Here is a 22,390-nt window from a genome sequence, read left to right as displayed (position 1 = left end):
TGACACGCCAGTGTCCACGTAGCTCAGACCCACAACTTGGCGATGCTTTGATCCATCAAAATCCGGCGCATGCCGGCGGCCGGGATGGGTATCGGCATGCGGGGCGACTTCTGGGTGGTGCGCTGCCGGGCCGCGTTTCTGCCGGCGCCGCAAGGGCGCCGTGCGAAGGCGTGTGAAATTTAGTTATGCCGAGGAATCTTAATACATGCTTAGAGAAAGTCCTAGAAACTTGAATTGATGACAGACCTGTACATTCTTTTTTGACGCTCTTGTATCGCTCTGAAGACATGGCTTGCCATAAGCGTTTGCGGGCCGGTCTGGCGCCAAATACCAGTTCCGGTAACGGTATTTCATCCCCCGCTTGGGTGACCTTTGCATGCAATCAGTCCATGCAATTTCCAAATTGGAATAACGAATTTTGGTGACGCGTGCCAATGGCTGGCACCCCTGCGCCACGATAATTTTCTTAACTCGCACTGCGAAGACACTGAATTGCCTTTTGCGGCGGCTCTGGGCTAACTTACGGCGAGAGTCGGCACGGTTGGCGTCGCGGCTGTGCGACGCCTGGGCCCCGCCGTTGCGAAGCGGAGAGATTCGTGAACAGACGGTATTCGGAAGAACAGATCCGCGGTTATCTCGCCGAGGCAGCCAGCGGCGTGCCGGTGCGCGAGCTGTGCGCGCGCTATGGCTTCAGCGATGCATCGTTCTACGGGTGGCGCAGCCGCTACGGCCAGCCCGGCACCGGCGAAGCGCGGGACGGGCGCAAGCTGCGCGAACTGCAGGAAGAGAATGCCAAGCTGAAGAGTATGCTTGCGGACGCGCTGCTCAAGCTTGAGCTGATGCGCAACCGCACCGGCCGCCGCGGCGGCAATATCAAGGACCGCTAGCGACGGACGGTTCCCGCAACATGCCCACGGCAGACGACTCGCCGTGGACGGCTCTGGAGTCATGGGTTTGACGAAGTTTCTGATCAAGGCGGGCATGCTGGCATGCACCGCCATGGCGGCTGCCCCGTTGTGGGCGGCTGGCAATGCCAGTGCGGCTGCGGCCGCTGTAGCCGCTTCGGCGGCCGCTACGCCGATGGTGGCGCCGCCACCGCCGCGGATGCTGGATGAGGCCACCGCGGTGGTGGAAGGGCCTGGCGGCACGCTGTCGGCATCGCAGCGGCAGCACTGCCAGGGCTTGCTCGACCAGATCAACGCACTGCCCGGCGGACCGCAATGGTCCACCGGCAAAGGTTCGGTCACCACGGCTGACGGGCGCACCTACCCGACACTGGAGCGGCAGGCGGATCGGAAGCGCCTGGAAGAAGCGTATCGCCAGCAGTGCGCGCAGGAGCGCCGCTGAGCGGTGCCCTGGCGGGGGCGGGCTGTCACTTGCGAACTTGTGGAGCGTCAACATGCATCGTCTTCAACAGCTTTTCGCATGGTGCCTGGCACTGGTGCTGATGGCTCCGCTGCAGCCCGCGCTGGCGCAAACCACGCTGAGCCAGGCGCAACTGGACCAGCTCACCGCGCCGGTGGCGCTGTATCCCGATGCGCTGTTGTCCCAGGTGCTGATGGCCGCCACCTATCCGGCCGACGTGGCCGCGGCGGCGCAATGGTCCAAGGCCAATCCCAGCCTGTCGGGCGACGCCGCCACCAAGGCGGTGGCCAGCCAGGCCTGGGATCCCAGCGTGCAATCGCTCGCCGCCTTCCCGTCGGTGCTGGACATGATGGGCCGCCAGCCGCAATGGGTGCAGTCGATCGGCGATGCCTTCCTGGCGCAGCCCAATGACGTGATGGACTCGGTGCAGCGCTTGCGCTTGCAGGCGCAGAAAGCGGGCACGCTCAAGACCACCGAACAGCAGAAGGTGGTGACCCAGAGTACCGGCGGCACCACCATCGTGCAAATCGAGCCGGCCAATCCGCAAGTGGTCTATGTGCCTGCGTATAACCCGACCACGGTTTACGGCACCTGGCCGTATCCGGCCTATCCGCCGGCGTATTATCCGCCGCCGCCGGGCTCGGTGTTCGCCACGGCGCTGGTGTCGGGCATCGGCTTCGGGTTGGGTGTGGCAGCGGTCGATGCGATGTGGGGCGGATTCGACTGGCACGACCACGATGTCAATATCAACGTGAATCGCTACAACAACATCAATGTCAACCAGCGCCTGGACGTGAACCGTGCCAACGTGAACTGGCAGCACGATCCGGCCCGGCGTGGCAACGTGCCCTACAACAACGCGGTGGTGCGCGGCCGCTATGACCAGCAGCGCCAGGCCGGCCTGGCCAACCGCCAGGCGGGCGCGCAGCCGGGCCAGCGCGTCGGCGGCGCCGGCGCCGTGCAGCGTGAAGCGTCGGCGCGTGACCAGGCTCGCGATCGCGCCGCGCGCTCGTTCGAAGGCCGTACCGGCCAGGCGATTCCCGGCCATGCCGGCGGCGTGGCCGGCCGCACCGAGGGCGCGCGGCCGGGCGCGGGCAGTGCCGGCACGCGCAATCCGCGTCCCGCCGGTGCCGAGCACCAGCGCGCCGATCAGGCCGCGGCGCGCGACCGTGCGCGCAATGCCAATCGTGACAGCGCACTGCGCGACGCCGGCAACGGCGATCGCATGCGCCAGCAGACGCAGCGCGCCGGGTTGTCCCAGCACCAGGCGGCACCGGTGCATCCGGCCGGGTTCAACCAGGGCGTCATGCACCACGGCGGCGGGCCAGGGGGCGGAGGCCGGCTCGGCGGCGGTGAACATTTTGGCCATGGCCGGAGGTAATGCATGATGCGCAAGACCGGTAACCTGATTCCCGCCGTCGCCTGCCTTCGCGGTGCGCGCATGCTGTCGCTGGTGGCTGCGACCCTGGCCCTGTCGCTGGCCGTCCCGGCGGCGGCGCAACAGGTCTTTCCGAGTCCGCAAGCGGCAGCCGACGCGCTCGGCGACGCCATCGCACGCAGCGATGGCGACGCACTGCAGCGTGTGCTTGGCAGGCAATACCAGTTGCTGGTGCCGCAAGGCTCGATCGATCAGGACGACGTCTATGACTTCCTGGGCGCATGGGCGCGCCATCATGCCGTGCAGCCGGAAGGCGACAACCGCGCGCGCATTGCGGTGGGCGAGAGCGGATGGACGTTCCCGGTGCCCCTTGCCCGGCAGAAGGGCGGCTGGCAGTTCGACCTGCCTGCCGGCCAGCAGGAAGTGCGCCGCCGCCGGCTTGGTCGCAACGAACTGGTCACCATGGAAACCCTGCTGCAACTGGCGGACGCCCAGCAGCGCTATGCCGAGCAGGTGGGCCAGGGCCGCTACGCCAGGCGGCTGATCAGCACGCCCGGCAAGACCGACGGACTCTACTGGCCGGCCGACAGCGAGCAGGACGCCAGCCCGCTCGGGCCCGATGCACTGGCGATGGCGCCGGAAACGCCTGCCGCCGACGCGTTTTACGGTTACCACTACCGCATCCTGCCGGCCGCCCCGGGTAGCGACGGCGGCTACGGTCTGGTCGCCTGGCCGGCTCGCTACGGCGATACCGGCGTCCATACCTTCCTGCTTGGAAGCGACCGTGTGTTCTACGAACGGGACCTGGGGTCCGGCACCGCATCGCGCGCCCGGGCCATGCGCAGCTTCTCGCCCCAAGGCTGGAAGCGGGTGGCCGATCGCTGACATCTTCCGCTTGGGCCGCCCGGAAATCATGGGCGGCCGGCGCCCACCGGCATCGTCAAGGCTCCGTTTCGTTTTCCCCACTCACAGTCCCCATTGGGGTGGACGACTCACGTCTGTGGTATGCTGCAACGCAACAATAAAGGCATAGGGGGAGATTCCGTCACAAAGGAGTCCTCATGACGAAGAGCCTTGCAGCAGACTGGCATGCTCGCATGCGGCGTTTGAGCCGCGTGCAAAACCGCACGGAAGCCCAGGTGAAATCCTGGCTCCGGCGCATGGATTCGCTCAATCCGCTCACGCCCACGCGCCTGCCCGACCCGCCCCGGCCTGCCCGGCCCGCGCGCCCGGTCGCCGATCCCGGCATCCTGCCCGGCACCTGGCAGGCCCACCGGCTGCGCCTGGCACCCATGCCGGGCGAACTGGTGCCGCAACTGTCTTATCACCTCTACATCCCGTCGAAGGCCCATCGCGGCCCGCTGCCGGTGGTGGTGGCGCTGCATGGCTGTCGCCAGACGCCGGACGAGCTGGCCGCGGGTACGCGCCTCAATGCACTGGCCGAACGCGAGGGCTTTATCGTCGCCTACCCGCAACAGCCATTGCGCCGCCAGGTGCAGCGCTGCTGGCAATGGTTCGACCTCGGCGCGGCCGACGGCGGACGCGAGGCGCAGGCCGTGGCCGCGCTGGTCGACGCGCTGGCGGCGCGCCACGACGTGCGCGAGCGCGAGATCTACCTGGCGGGCATGTCCGCCGGCGCGGCCATGGCCGCGGTGGTGGCGCTGCGCTACCCGGACAAGGTGGCCGCCGTGGCACTCCATTCCGGCGTGGTCATCGGCGCGGCCGGCAATCCGCGCGCTGGCCTGCGCGCGATGCAGGAAGGCTCCGAGGCCGAGCCCGCCTGGCTGCTCGATGCCGCCGGCGTAACGCCGGGTGGCCCACAGATACCCGCACTGGTGATCCATGGCTTGGCCGACGAAGCGGTGCATCCGGTCAACGGCCGCCTGCTGGCGCGGCAGTTCCTGGCTTACAACGGCCTGGAAGACCGCCTCGCCGGCCGCCCCGCGCGCTTCGATCCGGAAGGCGACATGCCGGGCCGCTCGCACGAATACCGCTTTGGCCGCTGGCAGCGCGACCTGGTGACGCTGGTCGAGGTGGAAGGCCTGGGGCATGCCTGGAGCGGCGGCGACGACCGCTACAGTTACCACAGCGATATCGGGCCGGATGCGAGCGCGATGATGTGGGGGTTTTTTCGGCAGTATCGGCGCTGAGGCGCAGTGCGTCGCAGGCGCCTGAGTTTGTGTCGCCCGGCGTCGCACCGATCGGCACATGGAAAGCGGACAATGCGAAGCCAAACCACAATCACCTGCGAACTTCGCTCGCTCGGAGTCCATGCCGGCGACCTTGTGATGGTACATGCCTCGCTAAAGGCCATCGGCCCTATCGACGGAGGCGCTGTTGCCCTTGTGGCAGCACTTCGCGACGCCGTTGGCCCCGAAGGCACGCTGCTAGGTTATGCCTCATGGGATCGGTCTCCCTACGAAGAGACACTGCACGGTGCGAAGATGGACGAACAGCAGCGGCGCAACTGGCCGCCTTTCGATCCTGCAACGGCAGGCACGTATCGCGGCTTCGGCTTGCTCAACCATTACCTCGCCACATCCCCGGGTGCCTTGCGAAGCGCCCATCCGGACGCTTCCATGGTCGCGCTCGGACCACGCGCAAGATTCCTGATCGAGCCACATCGGCTTGGTGAAGCCTTTGGCAAAGGCTCTCCAATCGAGCGCTTTGTCAATGAGGGCGGCAAGGTGCTGCTGCTTGGCGCTGGTCTCGATGCTCTGACCGTCCTGCACTACGCCGAGGCCATTGCCGAGATCCCCGGCAAGCGCCGCGTCACCTATGAGATGCCCCTGCAAGGCGCGGACGGGGAGGCCGTGTGGAAGGCCGCAGAGGACTTTGACTCGAACGGGATTCTGGATTGCTTTGCCATCGAAGGCCAGCCGGACGGGGTAGAAACCATCGCCAGGGCCTATGTTCCCTTGGGCCGGCACACCGAAGGCCAGGTGGGCTGTGCACACTGCTATCTGATCGACGCCCGGGATATCGTGGCGTTCGGCGTCAGCTACCTGGAACAGCACTATTTCGCGCCGTCCGCGAAACCGGGACGCTGATCGCATCCCGTTCAGTGATTGATCCCTTAACAGAACGGCATTTCACCACCCATCCCGCTTTACCTGCCGCGATGGCCCTATCACCCCGGCGACCGCTCCTTCACAAATAGCGCCGTCACCATCCCCACCACACACAACGCCACCACATAATGCGCCGGCGCCAGCGGGTCGTTTTTCAGCATCAACGTCACCACCATCGGGGTCAGGCCGCCGAAGATCGCATAGGACACGTTGTACGAGAACGACAGCCCCGAGAACCGCACCTGCGCCGGAAACGCATTGACCAGAACGAACGGCACCGCGCCGATGGTGCCGACCAGGAAGCCCGCCAGCGCGTACAGCGGCAGCAGCAGGTCGGGGCGGGTGAAGATGGTGGTGTAGAACGCGTAGGCGCAGACCGCCAGCAGCAGGCCGCCGAAGAACAGCGTGCGGCGCGCGCCGATGCGGTCGGCCAGCGCGCCCGACACGATGCAGCCGACCGTCAGGCACAGCGTGGCGACGCTGTTTGCGACCAGCGCCGTGCGCGCGTCGAAGCCATACAGCTTCTGCAGGAAGGTGGGGGTCATCAGGATCACCACCACGATGCCGGCCGACAGCATCCACGTCAGCAGCATCGACACCGCGACGCTGCCGCCGTGGTCGCGCATCACCGACTTCAGCGGCATCTCGGCGGCCAGCGCCTTGCGCTGCTGCAGTTCGGCGAACACCGGGGTCTCGTGCAGCCAGCGGCGCAGGTACATCGAGGCAATGCCGAACACGCCGCCAATCAGGAACGGCACGCGCCAGCCGTAGTCGGCCAGCTCTGCCGGGGTGAAGGCGGTGTTGATGCCGGTTGCCACCAGCGAGCCGAGCAGGATGCCGGCGGTCAGCCCCGCGGTCAGCGTGCCGCACGCGTAGCCGACATGGCGCGCGGGCACGTGCTCGGAAACGAAGACCCAGGCGCCCGGCACTTCGCCCCCGACGGCCGCGCCTTGCAGGATGCGCAGCACCAGCAGCAGCACCGGCGCGGCCAGGCCGATCGACTGGTAAGTCGGCATCAGGCCCATCAGCAGCGTGGGCACGGACATCAGCAGGATCGACAGTGTGAACATCTTCTTGCGGCCGAGCAGGTCGCCGAAGTGCGCCATGATGATGCCGCCCAGCGGCCGCGCCAGGTAGCCCGCCGCGAAGATGCCGAAGGTCTGCAACTGGCGCAGCCAGTCGGGCACGGACGGCGGGAAGAACAGCTGGCCGATCACCGTCGCGAAGAACACGAAGATGATGAAGTCGTAGAATTCGAGCGCGCCGCCCAGGGCGGCAAGAGAAAGCGTCTTGTAATCCTGGCCGGTGAGGGCGCGCGCGCCGGCGCGCGGCGTGCCGACACCCGCGGCGGTACTGCTGGTGATAGACATGGAATGGACTCGCATGGAAGAGAACGCATGCGAAGCGCACAGCACGGAATAACGTGATGGGGGTGGCCGGAGGGTACAGCGCGGGAGAGGCAGGCACGGCGCGGCGGGTAAGCCACAGGCTTGCGACGGAACGCTTCGCAAAGGACGTAAAGATACCAGATCGTTGCACGCGCCGTTGAGCGGTCAAAACCGGACGTGGACCCAGCGCCGGTCTGTGGGCGGGTCTGGCCTAGTCTATTTCTTTGCTTTGTCCGAAACCGTTGCGATAATGTCGAAAAATGTGAAATCCGGGGCACAAAGAAGCGTGCAGCGCCGGATTGCGGGGTCGGAATTTCTGGAACGTCATGGCATTCAAGCAATCCATCCAGGTGGCAGCCACGGTGGCTGCCACGCCGCGCGGCCGGCTGGCCGTGCGCATTGCGGGCGGCGTGGCGGCGGCGCTGGCGGTGTTCGGGCTGGCGGGTTATTTCGGTGGCCCGCCGCTGATCAAGTACCTGGTCGAACGGAACGCGACCGAGGCGCTGGGGCGCAAGGTCACGCTGGGGCAGGCCCATGTGCGGCCGTTCGAGCTGGCGGCCACGCTGACCGACCTGACCATCTACGAGCGCGACGGCAAGACGCCGGCGCTGACGCTGGGCGAGGCGCAGGCCAATACCTCGCTGGCCTCGGTCTGGCACCTGGCGCCCGTGGTGGACAACCTGCATGTCGACCGCCTGGCCGTGCACGTGGTGCGAGGCGCCGACGGCCGCATGAGCTTTGCCGATGTGCAGGAGAAGTTCGCGGCGCTGCCGCCCAAGCCGGCCGATGCCAAGCCGGCGCGCTTCTCGGTCAACAACATCGCGGTGACCGGCAGCAGCGTTCGCTATGACGACAAGCTGCTCGACACCACCCTGCGCGTCGACAACCTGACGCTGACGCTGCCGTTCCTGTCCAACCTGCCGCACGACGTAGAGATCGTGACCCGGCCCACGCTGAGCGCGCAGGTCAACGGCACGCCGCTGGCGCTGGACGGCGAAGTGCTGCCTTTCGCCGATTCCCGCCAGACCCGGCTCAACATCAACCTCGACGGGCTCGAGGTGGCGCGGATGATGGCGTTCGCACCGCCGCTGCGCGATGCCGAGGTCAAGTCCGGCAAGCTCGATACGCGGCTGACGGTGGCGTTCCGCCAGCAGAAGGACACGCAGGAGATGGTGGTACTGGGCACCGCCGCGCTGCGCGAAGCCGAGGTACGCACGCGCGCCGGCCAGCCGCTGATCCGCAGCGGCAAGCTGGCGGTCGATATCGCCAGGCTGGAGCCGCTGGCGCACCGCGCGCAGCTGCGCAGCGTCGAGATCGACGGGCTGGCGGTGGAGGCGGCGCGGCGCGCGGACGGCTCGCTGAACCTGGCCACGGCATTCCTGCCGCAGGCGGTGAGCCGGTCCACCGATGGCGTGGCGCCGGCACCGGCGCCGGCCTCGGCCCCCGGCGCCGCTTCGGCCGCTCCGGCCGCTCCGGCCGCTCCGGCAGCCCCGGCGACGGCCGCGGCCAAGGAGGTGCCGTGGCGCTATGCGGTCGACCGCATCGTGATCAGGCAGGCCCGGGTCGGATTCGAAGATGCGCTGGCGCCATCGGGCCCGGGCAAGCTCGCGCTGGGGCCGCTCGATGCCGAGGTCAAGGGCTTTGCCGGCATCGACGGCGACAAGCCCGTGCGCGTCGAGGCCACGCTGACCGTGGCCGACGGCCAGACCCTGCACCATACCGGCGACCTGCTGCTGCGCGACGGCTCGATGGCCGGCACGCTGGAAACCACCGGGTTGCGCCCGCAGGGCTTTGCCGCCTGGTGGCCGCGCGAGCTGCGCAGCCAGTTCGGCACCACCGCGGTCAATGCGGAGCTGCACTACCGCATGGCCTGGGGCGCGCCGCAGTTCCAGTTCGTGCTGGAAAAATCGCGGCTGGAACTGGCGCCGCTGTACGTCGCCACGCGCGACCCGGTGGTGATGCCGGCGGCCGCCGCACCGCGTGCCAGCGCAGCCGATGCGCATGCCGCGGACCGGCCGCAGGGCGTCGGCCGCCGCCCGCGCGATCGCGCCGGCGACCGCGGCAGCGACCGGGATGGTGCTGCGCTGCCGCTGCTGCAGGCGCAGAAGCTGGTGCTGGACGATATCCAGTTCGACCTCGCCAAACAGACCTTTGCCACCAGCCAGGTGACGCTGGCGCAGCCGCAAATCGCCGCCACGCGCGATCATCGCGGCGAATTGCTCGAGATGGCGCGGCTGTGGGCGAGCGCATCCGCGCAGCAGGCACGCCCCGCACCGCGGCGCACGCCGCAGGCCAGTGCCAATGGTGCCAACGGCGCTGCTGCCGGTGGTGGCTGGAGGGCGAATATCGGCAAGGTCGTGGTGGAAGGCGGCAGCGCCCGCCTCGCGGACTACCAGCCGGCGCAGGCCAACCGCGGCCGCCCGGTGATCCACCAGTTCCGCAATATCGGCCTGAGCACCGGCGCGTTGGCCTGGCCGCTGACGCCGGCGGCGGTGCCGGTCAAGGTGCATGCCGAATCCGGCCGCCGCGGCGTGATCGGCATCGATGGCACGGTGTTGCCGGCGCTGCCGGCCAGCCGCCTGCAGCTGGACCTGCGCCAGGTCGACGTGAGCCCGTTGCAGCCTTACCTGGCTGACCGCTTCAACGCCGCCCTGCGCAGCGGCACGCTCACGGTCAAGGGCCGCCTCAATGTCGACGCGCCGGCCGGCAAGCCGCTTGCCGCGCATTTCAACGGCAATGTGCAGACCGGCAACGTGCGCACGGTGGACCGCGTCAGCGGCGACGACTTCCTGCGCTGGCGCTCGCTGGCGGTGTCCGGCATCGACTTCGCGATGGACGAGAGCAAGGGGCCGATGCGCGTAAGCCTGGGCAATATCGCGCTGTCCGATTTCTACGCCCGCGTGATCCTGAACGCCAACGGCCGCCTGAACCTGCAGGACGTGCTGGCCGGCGGCGCGGAAAAAGGCGAGGCGGCGCCATCCACCAGCCTGACGCAAGCCAACCCGGCCTCGGCGCCGGCCGCGCCGCCGGTGCAGGCCGGCGACACGCGCACCGCGCAGGTCGAGCAGAAGCCGGGCGGGCCCAAGCCGCAGATCCGCATCGGCGGGGTCTCGGTCGACAAGGGCAACATCAATTTCTCGGACTTCTTCGTCAAGCCCAACTACACCGCCAACCTGACCGGCATGAAGGGCTCGGTGTCGAAGGTGTCGTCGGGCGATCCCACCCCGGCCGACCTGGTGCTGGACGGCCGCATCGACGACGACGCGCCGGTCAATATCAGCGGCAAGCTCAATCCGCTGGGCGAGCAGCTGTTCCTCGACATTGCCGCCAAGGCCGCGGGCGTCGAGCTGACGCGGCTCACGCCGTATGCCGCCAAGTACGCGGGCTATCCCATCACCAAGGGCAAGCTGACCGTGGACGTGGCCTACAAGATCGAGAACGGCAGGCTCGACGCGCGCAACCACCTGTTCCTCGACCAGCTCACCTTCGGCGAGCGCGTCGACAGCCCCGATGCGACCAAGCTGCCGGTGCTGCTGGCGGTGTCGCTGCTCAAGGACCGCAATGGCGTGATCGATGTGAACCTGCCGGTGTCGGGCTCGCTGTCGGATCCGGAGTTCAGCATCGGCGGCGTGATCGTGCGCGTGATCGTCAACCTGCTGACCAAGGCGATCACCTCGCCGTTCTCGCTGATCGCCTCGGCTTTCGGCGGCAGCGGCGAGGAGCTGGGCTATGTCGAGTTCGCGCCCGGCACCGCCACGCTGACCCCGGCGGCCCGGGACAAGATCGCCAAGCTGGGCCAGGCGCTCAATGACCGGCCCTCGCTGCGGCTGGAAATCAGCGGCCGCATCGATCCCGCCACCGATGAAGCCGGCGCGCGCCGCGCCTGGCTGGATGCGCGCGTGGCCGAGCAGAAGCGGCGCGACCTGCGCGACAACGCGCAGGCCGGTGCCGCAGCGGGTGACGACGAGGCCGGCGAGCAGGGCGCCGAGGTCAAGGTGTCGAAAGCCGAGTACCCGAAGTACCTGGAGCAGGTCTACAAGCGCACCTCGATGAAGAAGCCGCGCAACTTCGTCGGCTTTGCCAAGACCCTGCCGCCCGACGAGATGGAAAAACTGCTGATGGCCAACGCCACCGTGACCGAGGCCGACCTCAAGCGCCTGGCCGAGCAGCGCGCGCTGGTGGTCAAGCAGTCGCTCGAACGCGAAGGCAAGGTGCCCGAGAGCCGGCTGTTCCTGACGGCGCCCAAGCTCAGCGCCGAGGGCATCAAGGACAAGGGCACGCCCAACCGCGTGGACTTTTCCATCCGCGGCTAGCGCGGGTGGCGGCGCCGCACCGCGCGGCGCCGCCACGGGCACTGCCAGGAAAACCGGTATGATTCGGCCCGGACAATCCGTTCCATCGCCGAATCAGGAGTGAATTTTGCAGCAGGAGCCAATGGAAGCCGCCGTCGCCTACAAGACGTGGGTGTGCGTGATCTGCGGCTGGGTGTACGACGAAGAGCAGGGCTGGCCGGAAGACGGCATCGCCCCCGGCACGCGCTGGGAGGATATCCCCGATGACTGGCGCTGCCCGGAATGTGACGTCGGCAAGGGCGAATTCGCGATGATCGAGCTGTAACGCTGCAGGCACTTCTCAAGAGCTGGAAGGCGCAGCCACCTGGTTTGCCTTCCACGCTGTGAGTTCCGAGGGGCGCAATCCGTAGCGGGCCAGCACGCCTTCATGCAACCGCCGGAGCTCATCTATGATCAGCGCTTGCACGTTGTTACGATCGACCTCCGGCACCTTTGCCAGGACGACCTGCCGAATAACGGCCAGCGCATCCTGATCGGGGTGAAGTACGACGTCCCGTATGGATTGTTTGATCACATCACGCCAGGCAAGGCGGAGCGGATCAGGCTCCGACAGGTCTTGCTTGATGGCAACGTACTCTTGGGTTGAGCGCTCGTAGGCCCAAACGAAGACATCGCGCAGCAATTCGACGCGGGTCATCTCATACACGCCAAGGATGGCGCGACTATAAGCTTGCTCCGGTACATCCAGGAAAGTCAGGGGACAGAGGTTTGCTCGGAACAGCGGCAGATTAGCAATGAGGCGCGAGGTGCGTTTGTTGACGTCCGCAAATGGTTGCAGGTATGGCAGGTGCACCAGCACGAAGAATGACTGTTCGAAAGGATCATCGATCTGGTCCGCTTTCCCGAGCAGAACCTCTAGTGCCTCCTCAATTTGCTGTGGTGCTGACAGGGGCCGGTAAACACTTTGGCCAATGTCCACGACATGCTGTCGAATCCGGCCTTCGTCGGCGGGGTTGGGTAGCAGGTTCTCCGACAACGCGCTATGCAGGTTCATCAACGTATAACGGTCGAAACCGACCGTGCCGATGTTCTCCACCAGCAGTTCGATGGCTGTCTTGTGGTTGAGGATCATCTGTGTTTCGATGGCCGCCTTGCCTTGCGCCGCCTTCCCATGCTCGATCAACTCGCGAGTGTCGAGGCGCGAATAGGTATTGCCCTCCAAATGACTCGATGCCCATGACAGGTCGATCAGCAGCCGGTTCAGGATGGCCCTGCTGTAGGTTCCGGCGGGCGCATCAGCTTGCGCCGTCTTGCCCATCTTGTGCAACTGACGCCGGAGCGATTCCGAAAGGTATCGTGTGACGTTGGGCTGATAGGTGTCAAGGAAGTCGCGTTGATAGCCCACGGGCTTGCGTGCTTCCGGAGGCTGATCGATATACGCCGCGATGTCGCGGCTGTCGGCCGAAAGTGGGATGTAATCCGGGAAGCGGTCTCGCTCGGGTAAAGGTGCGGCAGCCTCTGTCGTGCCCCCCCTGAAATAACGACGTGCGCGCCCTTCGCCGATTGCAGTGACTTGTCCGTCCTCGATCCATTGGCTGATCCAGCGTTGGGCGGTCCGTCGTGCAACATCGGGATGCTGTGCCAGCAACTCGGCGAGCATCAACCCGCCAGAGGCGTTCCTGATGCTTTCAAGGAGGGAATGGGCGGTCGACATTGGGGCGTGGCGCAGTTCGCTTGAGCGGTGGCGCGATTGTGGCGCAGTTTTATGAACTGCGCCACAAACTGCGCCAAATATGGCGCAGTTATGTCAACCAAGTGATTTAGGCGATACGTCACCTTCAGCCCTGCCTGCGCGGCGCGTGCCGGCACAGCCCCGCGCGCTGCCGCTGCACCGCGCACCTCCGATACCGCATCCGGTCCGGATGACTGCAGCGCCACAGCGCCCGCCACACGGTAATGCACAGCAGCGCCACCATGATGGCGGCAAGCAGGCCGATCGACATAGCGGGACCTCCTCCCACTACGTGTGAACCGACTCCCGCGGGAGTCAGATCAGCAGCGGTAATGCCTCGAGCACCAGCACCGCGACCAGTGCGCCGATCAGCGCGCCCATGGTGCGGCAACTGATGCGCAGGAACTTGGCGGTCACCGGGATCGAGCCCATGGCGATCACGCCTACCAGCGCCATCGGAATCAGGAATACAAGATCATGCGCGGTGAAGTGCATGGCGGTCTCCTGTCTCTCTTTTGTGAGTCCAGTATAGGCAGTGTGTGCCGTATGGACGGTGTGCGCATCGGGATTGTCCCCGATGCGGCGCTTGTGCCGGCGCCAGCAGGTATCGGCGGCCGCACTTGCCTTAGGCGGCCGTTGCGCGACGTACGCAATCCGAGCCTTTTTTCGGCTGGCCGCTCTCGAAGCGCTGAACGCTTGTCCTATGCTGAGCAGAGACGCGGGGCGTGTTTCCCCTTTCGTGCGATGCCCCGCCGACGAGAGAGACGGAGGTGGCTATGGAACTTCACATGCAATCGCACCACTACGTGCGACGACTGCCGGACTGGACCGCGGCAGCGGTGTCCGGGCTGGCGGCGGGCGCGTTGCTGCTGGTGCTGGAACTGTTCTGGTCGTCGATGGTGTCGGGCGTCAACCCGTGGGTGGCCACGCGCATGATCGCGGCGATCGTGATGGGGCCGGAGGTGCTGCAGACCTCGCTGTTCAGCGTAGGCACCGTGGCCGCGGCACTGGTGATCCACTTCGTGCTGGGCGCGGTGCTGGGCATGATCCTGGCGGCGATCCTGGCGCCGTTCACGCTCGATTCCAGCCTGGGCCTGGCCATGCTGGCGGGCGCGGTGTTCGGGGTGCTGGTCTACGTCTTCAACTTCTATGTGATGACGCGGGCGTTCCCGTGGTTTGTCGAGGTGCGCGGCTGGCACACCTTCGTCGGGCACCTGATCTTCGGCATCGCGGCGGCGGCGTGCTACTGGAAGCTGGAAAGCAAGGACGTCTCGCACTGAGCGCAAGCCGGCCAGCACACCGGACCGGCACACAGCAGCTGCGGCGGCGGGAACCACGGGTTCCCGCCGCCGCTTTTTCCTTGTACGGCGCACTTGTGCATTGCGACACCAATGCCCCGGCGTGTCGCCTTGCAGTGACCTGACGGCATGCACTAGTCTTATCTCTACCTGCGTGACTTGCGCATCCCTCGCCGCGCGCGAGGAGGAGGGTGGATATGGCGATGGCCATCGCACTCGTCGTCATGGTTGCCGCATCGGTGCTCTTTCATTTCCTGAGCCCGTGGTGGGCAACGCCGCTGGCGTCCAACTGGAAACAGATGGACGACACGCTGACCATTACCCTCGTCATCACCGGCATCTTCTTTATCGGCATCAACCTGTTCGTTGGCTACATCGTCTGGCGCTTTCGCCATGATGCGCCGCATCCCAACGGCGGCAGCGGCCACCGCGCGTCCTACCACCCCGAGAACAGCCGGCTGGAACTGTGGCTGATCGGCGGCACCACGCTGGGCGTGATCCTGCTGCTGGCGCCGGGTTTGTTCGTCTACGCCGACTACGTGCGCCCGCCGCGCGAGGCGATGGTGATGGAAGTGGTCGGGCAGCAATGGTCGTGGGCGTTCCGCTTTCCCGGCAAGAGCGGGCAGCTGGGCGCGTCGGACGCGCGCTTCGTCACCGGCGCCAATCCGCTCGGGCTGGATCCGGACGATCCGCGCGGGCTCGACAACATCGTCATCGTCGGCCCTGAGGTGCACCTGCCGTTGAACCAGCCGGTCAAGGTGCTGCTGCGTTCCAAGGACGTGCTGCATGACTTCTACGTGCCGCCGTTCCGCGCGCGCATGAACATGGTGCCGGGCATGGTGACATCGTTCTGGTTCACGCCGACGCAGGCGGGGCGCTTCGACATCCTGTGCGCGCAGCTGTGCGGCGTGGGGCATTACAACATGCGCGGCACGGTGGTGGTGGAAGAGCCGGCCGCGTTCGAGGCGTGGCTGGCGAAGCAGCAGACCTTTGCCATGACGCTGGCGAAGGCCGCGGCGCCGCCTGCTGCGATGGCCGCGGCCGCGCCCGGTGCGGCGGGTGCGGCCGGCACCATCGAGAAGGGCCGCGCGCTGGCGCAGAGCAAGGGCTGCGTCGGCTGCCACAGCATCGACGGCAATCCGGGCGTGGGGCCGACCTGGAAGGGCCTGTACGGCAAGACCGAGACTTTTGCCGACGGCAGCAGCGCCAGGGTGGACGATGCCTTCCTGCACAAGGAGATCGCCGACCCGCATGCGCGGCTGGTCAAGGGCTACGGCCCGGTGATGCCGAAGGTGCCGGTCAGCGACGACGAGGTCGCGGCGCTGACCGCGTATATCAAGTCCGTTGGCAGCGGTGCCGCGGACGCCGGCATGGTGGCGCCGGTGGCGCCGGTGGACGTGCCCGCCGGCGCGGCCGCCACCACCAGCGCCGCGACCACGGCGGCCGCCGGTTCCGCGGCGCCCGCGGCCACGGCCGGCGCCGCGTCCGGCACCTACACCACTTCGACGGCCGTCGCGGTGCCGCCCACGGCCGCGCCCGCACCGCCGCGCCAGTGAGGAGACCTGCATGGCCTACGCCGATGACGCCGCCCATCACGCGCCGCAGAGCTTCTGGACACGCTATGTCTGGAGCCAGGACCACAAGGTCATCGCCGTGCAATACACCATCGTGGCGATCGTGGTGGGCCTGGTGGGCGTGGCGCTGTCCAACCTGATGCGCATGCAGCTGGGCTTCCCCGGCCGCTTCGAGTTCATCGACGCCAACCGCTACTACCAGTTCGTCACCATGCACGGCATGATCATGGTGATCTACCTGCTGACCGCGCTGTTCCTGGGTGGCTTCGGCAACTACCTGATCCCGCTGATGGTGGGGGCGCGCGACATGGTGTTCCCCTTCCTCAACATGCTCAGCTTCTGGGTCTACCTGCTGTCGGTGATCGTGCTGCTGGCCAGCTTCTTCGTGCCGGGCGGACCCACCGGTGCGGGCTGGACGCTGTATCCGCCGCAGGCCATCCTGCCCGGCACGCCGGGGCACGACTGGGGCATCATCCTGATGCTGGTGTCGCTGGCGATCTTCATCGTCGCGGCGACGATGGGCGGGCTCAACTACGTCACCACCGTGCTGCAGGCGCGTACCGAGGGCATGACGCTGCTGCGCATGCCGCTGTCGGTGTGGGGCATCTTCATGGCCACCATCCTGGCGCTGCTGGCGTTCCCGGCGCTGTTCGTGTCGGCGGTGATGATGCTGCTCGACAAGACCATGGGCACCAGCTTTTTCATGCCGGCAATGGTGTCGATGGGGCAGCAGCTGCAGTACAAGGGCGGCAGCCCGCTGCTGTTCCAGCACCTGTTCTGGTTCTTCGGCCACCCCGAGGTCTATATCGTCGCGCTGCCGGCGTTCGGCATCGTCTCGGACCTGATCAGCGTGCATTCGCGCAAGAGCATCTTCGGCTACCGCACCATGGTCTGGGCGATCCTGGCGATCGGCGTGCTGTCGGTGGTGGTGTGGGCGCACCATATGTTCGTCAGCGGCATGAACCCGTACTTCGGCTTCTTCTTCGCCACCACCACGCTGATCATCGCGATCCCGACCGCGATCAAGGTCTACAACTGGGTCATTACGCTATGGCGCGGCGATATCCACTTCACCGTGCCGATGCTGTTCGCGATCGCCTTCATCAGCACCTTCATCATCGGCGGGCTGACCGGGCTGTTCCTGGGCAACGTCAGCGTCGACATCCCGCTGTCGAATACCTACTTCGTGGTGGCGCACTTCCACATGGTGATGGGCGTGTCGCCGATCCTGGTGGTATTCGGCGGGCTCTACCACTGGTATCCCAAGGTGACCGGGCGGATGCTGAACGACACCATGGGCAGCATCCACTTCTGGGTGACCTTCGTCGGCACCTATGCCATCTTCTTCCCGATGCACTACCTGGGCGTGCTGGGCATGCCGCGGCGCTACTACGCCTGGGAGAACTACGCCTTTATCCCGGAATCGGCGCATGTGATGAACATGTATATCTCGGTGGCGGCGTTCGTCGTTGCCACGGCGCAGCTGATCTTTGTCTTCAACCTGTTCTGGAGCCTGCGGCACGGGCGCAAGGCCGACGGCAACCCCTGGCGCGCGGCCTCGCTGGAATGGCAGACGCCGCAGACGCCGCCGGCGCACGGCAACTGGGGCCCGCACCTGCCGGTGGTGTACCGCTGGGCCTATGCCTACAGCGTGCCGGGGGCGCGCGACGACTTTATCGCGCAGAACGCGCCGCCCGAGCAGGGCGGGTCCGAGCCTGAACCGCACGCCAGCCGTGGAGCCGTAGCATGAACGCCGACGCCGTCTACAAGGTCAGCCGCGACGACTTCGGCGGCAACCCTTCGGGCGAGAACGCCGCCAACCGCCACCCGCAGCGCCGCGCGCCGGCCAGCATCGGCCTGTGGGTGTTCATGGGCGTGGTCACGTCGCTGTTCGCGCTGTTCCTGACCGCCTATGCGCTGCGCATGGACAGCCCTGACTGGCACCGCATCGCGCTGCCGTGGCAGGTATGGCTGTCGACCGCGCTGCTGGCCGCGGGCAGCGTGGCGATGGCGGTGGCCTCGCGCGCCGCGGGCCGGGGCGAGATGGCCGCGGCCCGGCGGGCATTGCGCCTGGGCGGGCTGGGGGCGGCCGCTTTCGTCGCTTCGCAGCTGTGGGCGTGGCAGGCGCTGGGCGCGATGCAGGTGATGCCGGCCGGCAATCCGGCCGGCAGCTTCTTCTATCTGCTGACCGCGATGCACGGGCTGCACGTGCTGGGCGGCCTGGCGGGCTGGGGCTTTGCCATGACGGCGCGCGGCAGCGGCACGGCCGCGGTGCTGCGCCTGCGGCTGTGCGCGCGCTACTGGCATTTCCTGCTGGCGGTGTGGGCGGTGCTGCTGGCGGCGCTGGGATGGCTCACGCCCGAACTGGTGCGCTATATCTGCGGCACGGCCTAGCGCCGGCGGCAAGGAGGACCGGCATGTCGACGCAACTGTCTTCACCCTCGGCCACCCCCGGCGTGGCGCCCGCGCCGCCGGTGGGCGGCGTGCGCGGCATGCTGGCCGACTGGTCGTCGGACCAGCAGGCCTTCAAGGTGTCGTGGGGCAAGGCCATGATGTGGATCTTCCTGCTGTCCGACACCTTCGTCTTCAGCTGCTTCCTGACCGGCTACATGACCGTGCGCATGTCGACCACGGTGCCGTGGCCCAACCCGAGCGAGGTGTTCGCGCTGCACGTGGGCGGCGCCGACATCCCGCTGCTGCTGATCGCCATCATGACCTTCGTGCTGATCACCAGCAGCGGCACCATGGCGATGGCGGTCAACTTCGCCTACCGGCGCGCGCGGCGCGAATGCGCGACGCTGATGTTCGTCACCGCGGCGTTCGGCGCACTGTTCGTCGGCATGCAGGCGTTCGAATGGACCAAGCTGATCGTCGACGAGGGCGTGCGGCCCTGGGGCAACCCGATGGGGGCGGCGCAGTTCGGCTCGACCTTCTTCATGATCACGGGCTTCCACGGCCTGCACGTGTCGTGCGGCGTGATCTACCTGCTGGTGGTGGCCATGCGCGTGCTGCGCGGGCGCTACGAGGCCACCGGCAACTACCAGATCGTCGAGATCGCCGGGCTGTACTGGCACTTCGTCGACCTGGTGTGGGTGTTTATCTTTGCGCTGTTCTATCTCTGGTGAGGGTGGCCATGGCATCGAACCCTGCAACCCCCGCGGCGCCGGCAACGCCCCCGCATGCCACTGGCGCGGACGCCGCGCACCACGGCCAGCAGCATCCGATCGGGCTGTACCTGAAGATCTGGCTGCTGCTGTTCGTGCTGTCCGCGCTGTCCTACATGGTCGATTACTTCCATGTCAGCGGCTATCTGCGCTGGACCCTGATCCTGCTGTTCATGAGCCTGAAGGCGGGGCTGATCGTGGCGGTGTTCATGCACATGGCATGGGAGCGCATGGCGCTGATCTGCGCCATCCTGATCCCGCCGCTGTGCCTGCTGGTGCTGGTCTGGCTGATGGCGGAAGAAGCGAATCATACGTTCCTGACGCGCGGCATCTTCTTCCGCTGACGGGGAGGCGCCGCCGGCCCCGGGGAGGGCGCCGGCGGCAGGCCGCCTTGCGCCGCCCCCGGGCGCTCAGACCTGGGTAATGAACTTGGTCACCAGGTAGCCGTCGAAGGTCTCCAGGCCGCCTTCGCTGCCGATGCCCGAGTCCTTGATGCCGCCGAACGGGGTTTCGGCCAGCGCCATGCCGAAGTGGTTGATGTTGACCATGCCGGCTTCGAGGCCGTTGGACACTTCGGTCGCGGTCTTCAGCGAGTTGGTGAACACGTAGGACGCCAGGCCGTAGGGCAGGCTGTTGGCGCGGCGCAGCACCTCGGCGGTGTCCTTGAAGCGCGTCACCGGCGCCACCGGGCCGAAGGGCTCGTCGGTCATCAGGCGCGCGTCGTCGGGCAGGTCGGTGACCACGGTCGGCGCGAAGAAGTAACCCTTGTCGCCCAGGCGCGAGCCGCCCGCCACCACCTTGCCGCCGCGATGGCTGGCATCGTCCAGGAACTGCTCCATCGACAGCACCCGGCGCTCGTGCGCCAGCGGGCCCATCTGGGTGCCGTCCTCGAGGCCGTTGCCGACCTTGATCGAGCCGATCACCTCGGTGAAGCGCGCCAGGAAGCGGTCATAGGCCTTCTCCTGGACGTAGAAGCGCGTGGGCGACACGCATACCTGGCCGGCATTGCGCAGCTTGAAGCGCGCCAGCATCTCGGCGGCCGGGTCGATGTCGGCATCGTCGAACACCAGCACCGGCGAATGCCCGCCCAGCTCCATGGTGACGCGCTTCATGTGCGCGCCGGCCAGCGCCGCCAGCTGCTTGCCCACCGGCACCGAGCCGGTGAACGAGATCTTGCGCACGATCGGCGATTCGATCAGGTAGGTCGAGACCTCGGACGGCACGCCCCAGACGATGTTGAGCACCCCCGGCGGCAGGCCGGCGTCGTGGAACAGCTGCGCCAGCGCCACCACCGCGCTGGGCGAGTCCTCGGGGCCCTTCAGGATCAGCGTGCAGCCCGCGCCCACCGCGGCAACGATCTTGCGGATGGCCTGGTTGAAGGGGAAGTTCCAGGGGGTGAACGCGGCGCAGACGCCGATCGGCTCGCGCACCACCAGCTGGCGCACATTGGGCTGGCGCGGCGGGATCACGCGGCCGTAGATGCGGCGGCATTCCTCGGCGTGCCAGTCGGCATGCTCGGCGCAGACCATGATCTCGCCGACCGCCTCGGCCAGCGGCTTGCCCTGGTCCAGCGTGATATTGCGGCCGATGTCGCGGGCGCGCTCGCGCGCGAGTTCTCCGACGCGGCGCAGGATCTTGCCGCGCTCCAGCGGCGAGGTCTTCTTCCAGCTTTCGAAGGCGCGCTGCGCGGCGGCCAGGGCGCGGTCCAGGTCGGCGCGCGTGGCGTGCGGCAGCTGGCCCAGCACTTCCTGCGTGGCCGGGTTGATGACCTCCTGCTCCCGCCGGTCGCCTCCCTTGATGAATTCTCCGTCGATATAGAGGGCGAGATCCTGGTACATGCGTGTTCTCCTGGTGGGCGGTGAAAGCGCAAGCTTAACCCGGCCGCCGCGTTCATGCAGCGCGCCGGGTCGGTGCCAGCCAGGAATGTGCGGGAACGGGCCCGCCGGGCCGTCAGCCTCCGGCCCGTGAGCCCGGTGTCAGGCGGGGTCGCGCGTGCGTGCCATCGCGGCGGGGGCGGCCACGGCGCCGGTGCGCGTGGCTTCCACCACCAGGATCACCAGCAGCGTGATCAGGCTCAGCCCGAACACCGCATAGCCGATGCTGTCGCCCTCGATCGCAAACAGGCTGGGCGCGTAGGACGGGCTGGTGCAGATCATGGTGCCGGCCGACATGCCGGTGTAGTGCATGCCGCAGACCGCCACGCCCATCACCACGGCCGCCGCCAGCTGCTTGCCGCCGGTCTTCACCGTGGTGGCCAGCCACAGCGCCACCACCGACACCACCACCGCGATCACCACCGACAAGCCAATGATGGCGAGATCCCAGTCGAAGCGGGTGTTGGAACGGATCGCGGCCATGCCGGTGTAGTGCATCGCCACCACGCCCAGCCCGGTCAGCACGCCGCCCTGGACCACGTTGGCGCTGCGGCTGCCGCGCGGCCGCGAGGCGATCGCCAGGCCGGCCCCGGCCAGCACCATCACCACCAGCAGCGAGGCCAGCGTGGTGAACAGCCCGAACTCGCGATGGGTCGGGGTCTGGTAGGCCACCATGCCGATGACGTGCATCGACCAGACCGCGCCGCCGCCCAGCGCCACGCTGGCGCACAGCAGCCGGTCGACGTCCAGGCGCCCGTCGGGCTGGCGCACCCGGCGCGACCAGCGCAGGCCGACGTAGGCGCCGCATACCGAGATCAGGAACGACAGGCCCACCATCGGCCAGTCATAGGCAAACGGCACCAGGGCGCCGGCAACAGGCTCGAAACCGACAAACATGACCCCACCTCCTTGTTTTGACTGCGGCGGAAGGCGCTCGCATGCCGGATCGATCCGGATAAGCCCGGATAATCCCGGATTACCCCGTCCGGCAGCCGGCCCGGGACGCGCTGGTCCCAGCCGGAGTATGCGTCGCCGGCCATCGGCCGGAAATAACTCATTCAGGTAAAAAGGGGCGGGCGGAGCCGTATGCCGTTCAGTACAGGCATCAAACACACCGTCATTCCCGCGCGGGCGGGAATCCAGCGTCTTTCACGTCCCCTCCGGGGAAAAAGTCACTGGGTTCCCGCCTTCGCGGGAACGACGGGGTTAAGGCTCGGCACGCTTGTAGGCCGCCGGGGGGCAGGAATAGACTGG

The 22,390-nt window shown here is 67.2% G+C and carries 20 protein-coding genes; 14 read left to right on the top strand and 6 right to left on the bottom strand.

The window, feature by feature from the left end:
- Positions 1 to 596 precede the first annotated feature (596 nt).
- The 6 genes from CBM2588_RS27865 to aac(3) all read left to right on the top strand — a co-directional run bounded on the left by CBM2588_RS27865 (position 597) and on the right by aac(3) (position 5,793).
- Positions 597 to 887, top strand: coding sequence for a transposase (locus CBM2588_RS27865; RefSeq protein WP_172583681.1), 291 nt, complete (start codon positions 597 to 599; stop codon positions 885 to 887).
- A 67-nt stretch (positions 888 to 954) separates the two neighbouring features.
- Positions 955 to 1,347: a hypothetical protein gene (locus CBM2588_RS27860; RefSeq protein ID WP_231942298.1), complete on the top strand. Its 393-nt coding sequence runs from the start codon at positions 955 to 957 to the stop codon at positions 1,345 to 1,347.
- A 52-nt stretch (positions 1,348 to 1,399) separates the two neighbouring features.
- A complete protein-coding gene (locus CBM2588_RS27855; RefSeq protein ID WP_115683465.1) occupies positions 1,400 to 2,746 on the top strand; it encodes a DUF3300 domain-containing protein in 1,347 nt (448 codons plus the stop codon).
- A gap of 3 nt (positions 2,747 to 2,749) precedes the next feature.
- On the top strand, positions 2,750 to 3,628 hold the full coding sequence (locus tag CBM2588_RS27850) for a DUF2950 domain-containing protein (protein WP_172583680.1): 879 nt from the start codon (positions 2,750 to 2,752) through the stop codon (positions 3,626 to 3,628).
- 176 nt (positions 3,629 to 3,804) lie between these two features.
- The gene (locus CBM2588_RS27845) at positions 3,805 to 4,893 is read left to right on the top strand and encodes an extracellular catalytic domain type 1 short-chain-length polyhydroxyalkanoate depolymerase (RefSeq protein WP_115683464.1); all 1,089 of its coding nucleotides are present in this window, start codon (positions 3,805 to 3,807) and stop codon (positions 4,891 to 4,893) included.
- 72 nt (positions 4,894 to 4,965) lie between these two features.
- Positions 4,966 to 5,793 carry an aminoglycoside 3-N-acetyltransferase gene (aac(3), locus tag CBM2588_RS27840; RefSeq protein WP_115683463.1) on the top strand — a complete coding sequence of 276 codons (828 nt, stop codon included), beginning with the start codon at positions 4,966 to 4,968 and terminating at the stop codon, positions 5,791 to 5,793.
- Between the two features lie 80 nt (positions 5,794 to 5,873).
- Here the strand turns inward: aac(3) and CBM2588_RS27835 are convergent, their stop codons facing one another.
- Complete coding sequence (locus tag CBM2588_RS27835; protein ID WP_115683462.1) at positions 5,874 to 7,184, bottom strand: MFS transporter; 1,311 nt, start codon at positions 7,182 to 7,184, stop codon at positions 5,874 to 5,876.
- Between the two features lie 344 nt (positions 7,185 to 7,528).
- Between CBM2588_RS27835 and CBM2588_RS27830 the strand changes: the two genes are divergently transcribed.
- Both CBM2588_RS27830 and CBM2588_RS27825 read left to right on the top strand, forming a co-directional pair.
- Positions 7,529 to 11,515 carry a DUF748 domain-containing protein gene (locus CBM2588_RS27830; protein ID WP_172583679.1) on the top strand — a complete coding sequence of 1,329 codons (3,987 nt, stop codon included), beginning with the start codon at positions 7,529 to 7,531 and terminating at the stop codon, positions 11,513 to 11,515.
- A 106-nt stretch (positions 11,516 to 11,621) separates the two neighbouring features.
- Positions 11,622 to 11,819 carry a rubredoxin gene (locus CBM2588_RS27825; RefSeq protein ID WP_018008339.1) on the top strand — a complete coding sequence of 66 codons (198 nt, stop codon included), beginning with the start codon at positions 11,622 to 11,624 and terminating at the stop codon, positions 11,817 to 11,819.
- Positions 11,820 to 11,834: 15 nt separating this feature from the next.
- Here the strand turns inward: CBM2588_RS27825 and CBM2588_RS27820 are convergent, their stop codons facing one another.
- The 3 genes from CBM2588_RS27820 to CBM2588_RS27810 all read right to left on the bottom strand — a co-directional run bounded on the left by CBM2588_RS27820 (position 11,835) and on the right by CBM2588_RS27810 (position 13,721).
- On the bottom strand, positions 11,835 to 13,208 hold the full coding sequence (locus CBM2588_RS27820; protein WP_115683460.1) for a Fic family protein: 1,374 nt from the start codon (positions 13,206 to 13,208) through the stop codon (positions 11,835 to 11,837).
- A gap of 124 nt (positions 13,209 to 13,332) precedes the next feature.
- Complete coding sequence (locus tag CBM2588_RS27815) at positions 13,333 to 13,497, bottom strand: hypothetical protein (RefSeq protein ID WP_172583678.1); 165 nt, start codon at positions 13,495 to 13,497, stop codon at positions 13,333 to 13,335.
- A gap of 44 nt (positions 13,498 to 13,541) precedes the next feature.
- Positions 13,542 to 13,721, bottom strand: a complete 180-nt coding sequence (locus CBM2588_RS27810; RefSeq protein ID WP_041228702.1) for a hypothetical protein — start codon at positions 13,719 to 13,721, stop codon at positions 13,542 to 13,544.
- A 281-nt stretch (positions 13,722 to 14,002) separates the two neighbouring features.
- On the opposite strand from CBM2588_RS27810, the gene CBM2588_RS27805 reads away from it, so the two are divergent.
- The 6 genes from CBM2588_RS27805 (at position 14,003) to CBM2588_RS27780 (ending at position 19,606) form a co-directional block, all read left to right on the top strand.
- Positions 14,003 to 14,506: a hypothetical protein gene (locus CBM2588_RS27805; protein ID WP_111516864.1), complete on the top strand. Its 504-nt coding sequence runs from the start codon at positions 14,003 to 14,005 to the stop codon at positions 14,504 to 14,506.
- Between the two features lie 215 nt (positions 14,507 to 14,721).
- A complete protein-coding gene (locus tag CBM2588_RS27800) occupies positions 14,722 to 16,080 on the top strand; it encodes a cytochrome c oxidase subunit II (RefSeq protein ID WP_115683459.1) in 1,359 nt (452 codons plus the stop codon).
- A 10-nt stretch (positions 16,081 to 16,090) separates the two neighbouring features.
- Positions 16,091 to 17,848, top strand: coding sequence for a cytochrome c oxidase subunit I (ctaD, locus tag CBM2588_RS27795; RefSeq protein ID WP_115683458.1), 1,758 nt, complete (start codon positions 16,091 to 16,093; stop codon positions 17,846 to 17,848).
- Entirely contained in the window at positions 17,845 to 18,492 is a 648-nt protein-coding gene (locus tag CBM2588_RS27790) for a bb3-type cytochrome oxidase subunit III (protein ID WP_115683457.1), read from the top strand. The genes ctaD and CBM2588_RS27790 overlap by 4 nt, the downstream gene beginning before the upstream one ends.
- Before the next feature lie 23 nt (positions 18,493 to 18,515).
- Positions 18,516 to 19,223 carry a heme-copper oxidase subunit III family protein gene (locus CBM2588_RS27785; RefSeq protein ID WP_115683456.1) on the top strand — a complete coding sequence of 236 codons (708 nt, stop codon included), beginning with the start codon at positions 18,516 to 18,518 and terminating at the stop codon, positions 19,221 to 19,223.
- 8 nt (positions 19,224 to 19,231) lie between these two features.
- Positions 19,232 to 19,606 (top strand): cytochrome C oxidase subunit IV family protein, encoded by a 375-nt coding sequence (locus tag CBM2588_RS27780; protein WP_111516868.1) that lies wholly within the window; start codon positions 19,232 to 19,234, stop codon positions 19,604 to 19,606.
- Between the two features lie 66 nt (positions 19,607 to 19,672).
- On the opposite strand, the gene CBM2588_RS27775 is transcribed toward CBM2588_RS27780, so the two are convergent.
- Entirely contained in the window at positions 19,673 to 21,100 is a 1,428-nt protein-coding gene (locus tag CBM2588_RS27775; RefSeq protein WP_115683455.1) for an NAD-dependent succinate-semialdehyde dehydrogenase, read from the bottom strand.
- Between the two features lie 138 nt (positions 21,101 to 21,238).
- Complete coding sequence (locus tag CBM2588_RS27770; protein WP_115683454.1) at positions 21,239 to 22,033, bottom strand: MHYT domain-containing protein; 795 nt, start codon at positions 22,031 to 22,033, stop codon at positions 21,239 to 21,241.
- Positions 22,034 to 22,390: the final 357 nt, after the last annotated feature.

It is taken from the genome of Cupriavidus taiwanensis (assembly GCF_900250075.1).
GTDB classification, from domain to species: domain Bacteria; phylum Pseudomonadota; class Gammaproteobacteria; order Burkholderiales; family Burkholderiaceae; genus Cupriavidus; species Cupriavidus taiwanensis_C.
Note: the sequence above shows the minus strand (reverse complement) of the source record. Positions and strands in the feature narration are given on the sequence as shown.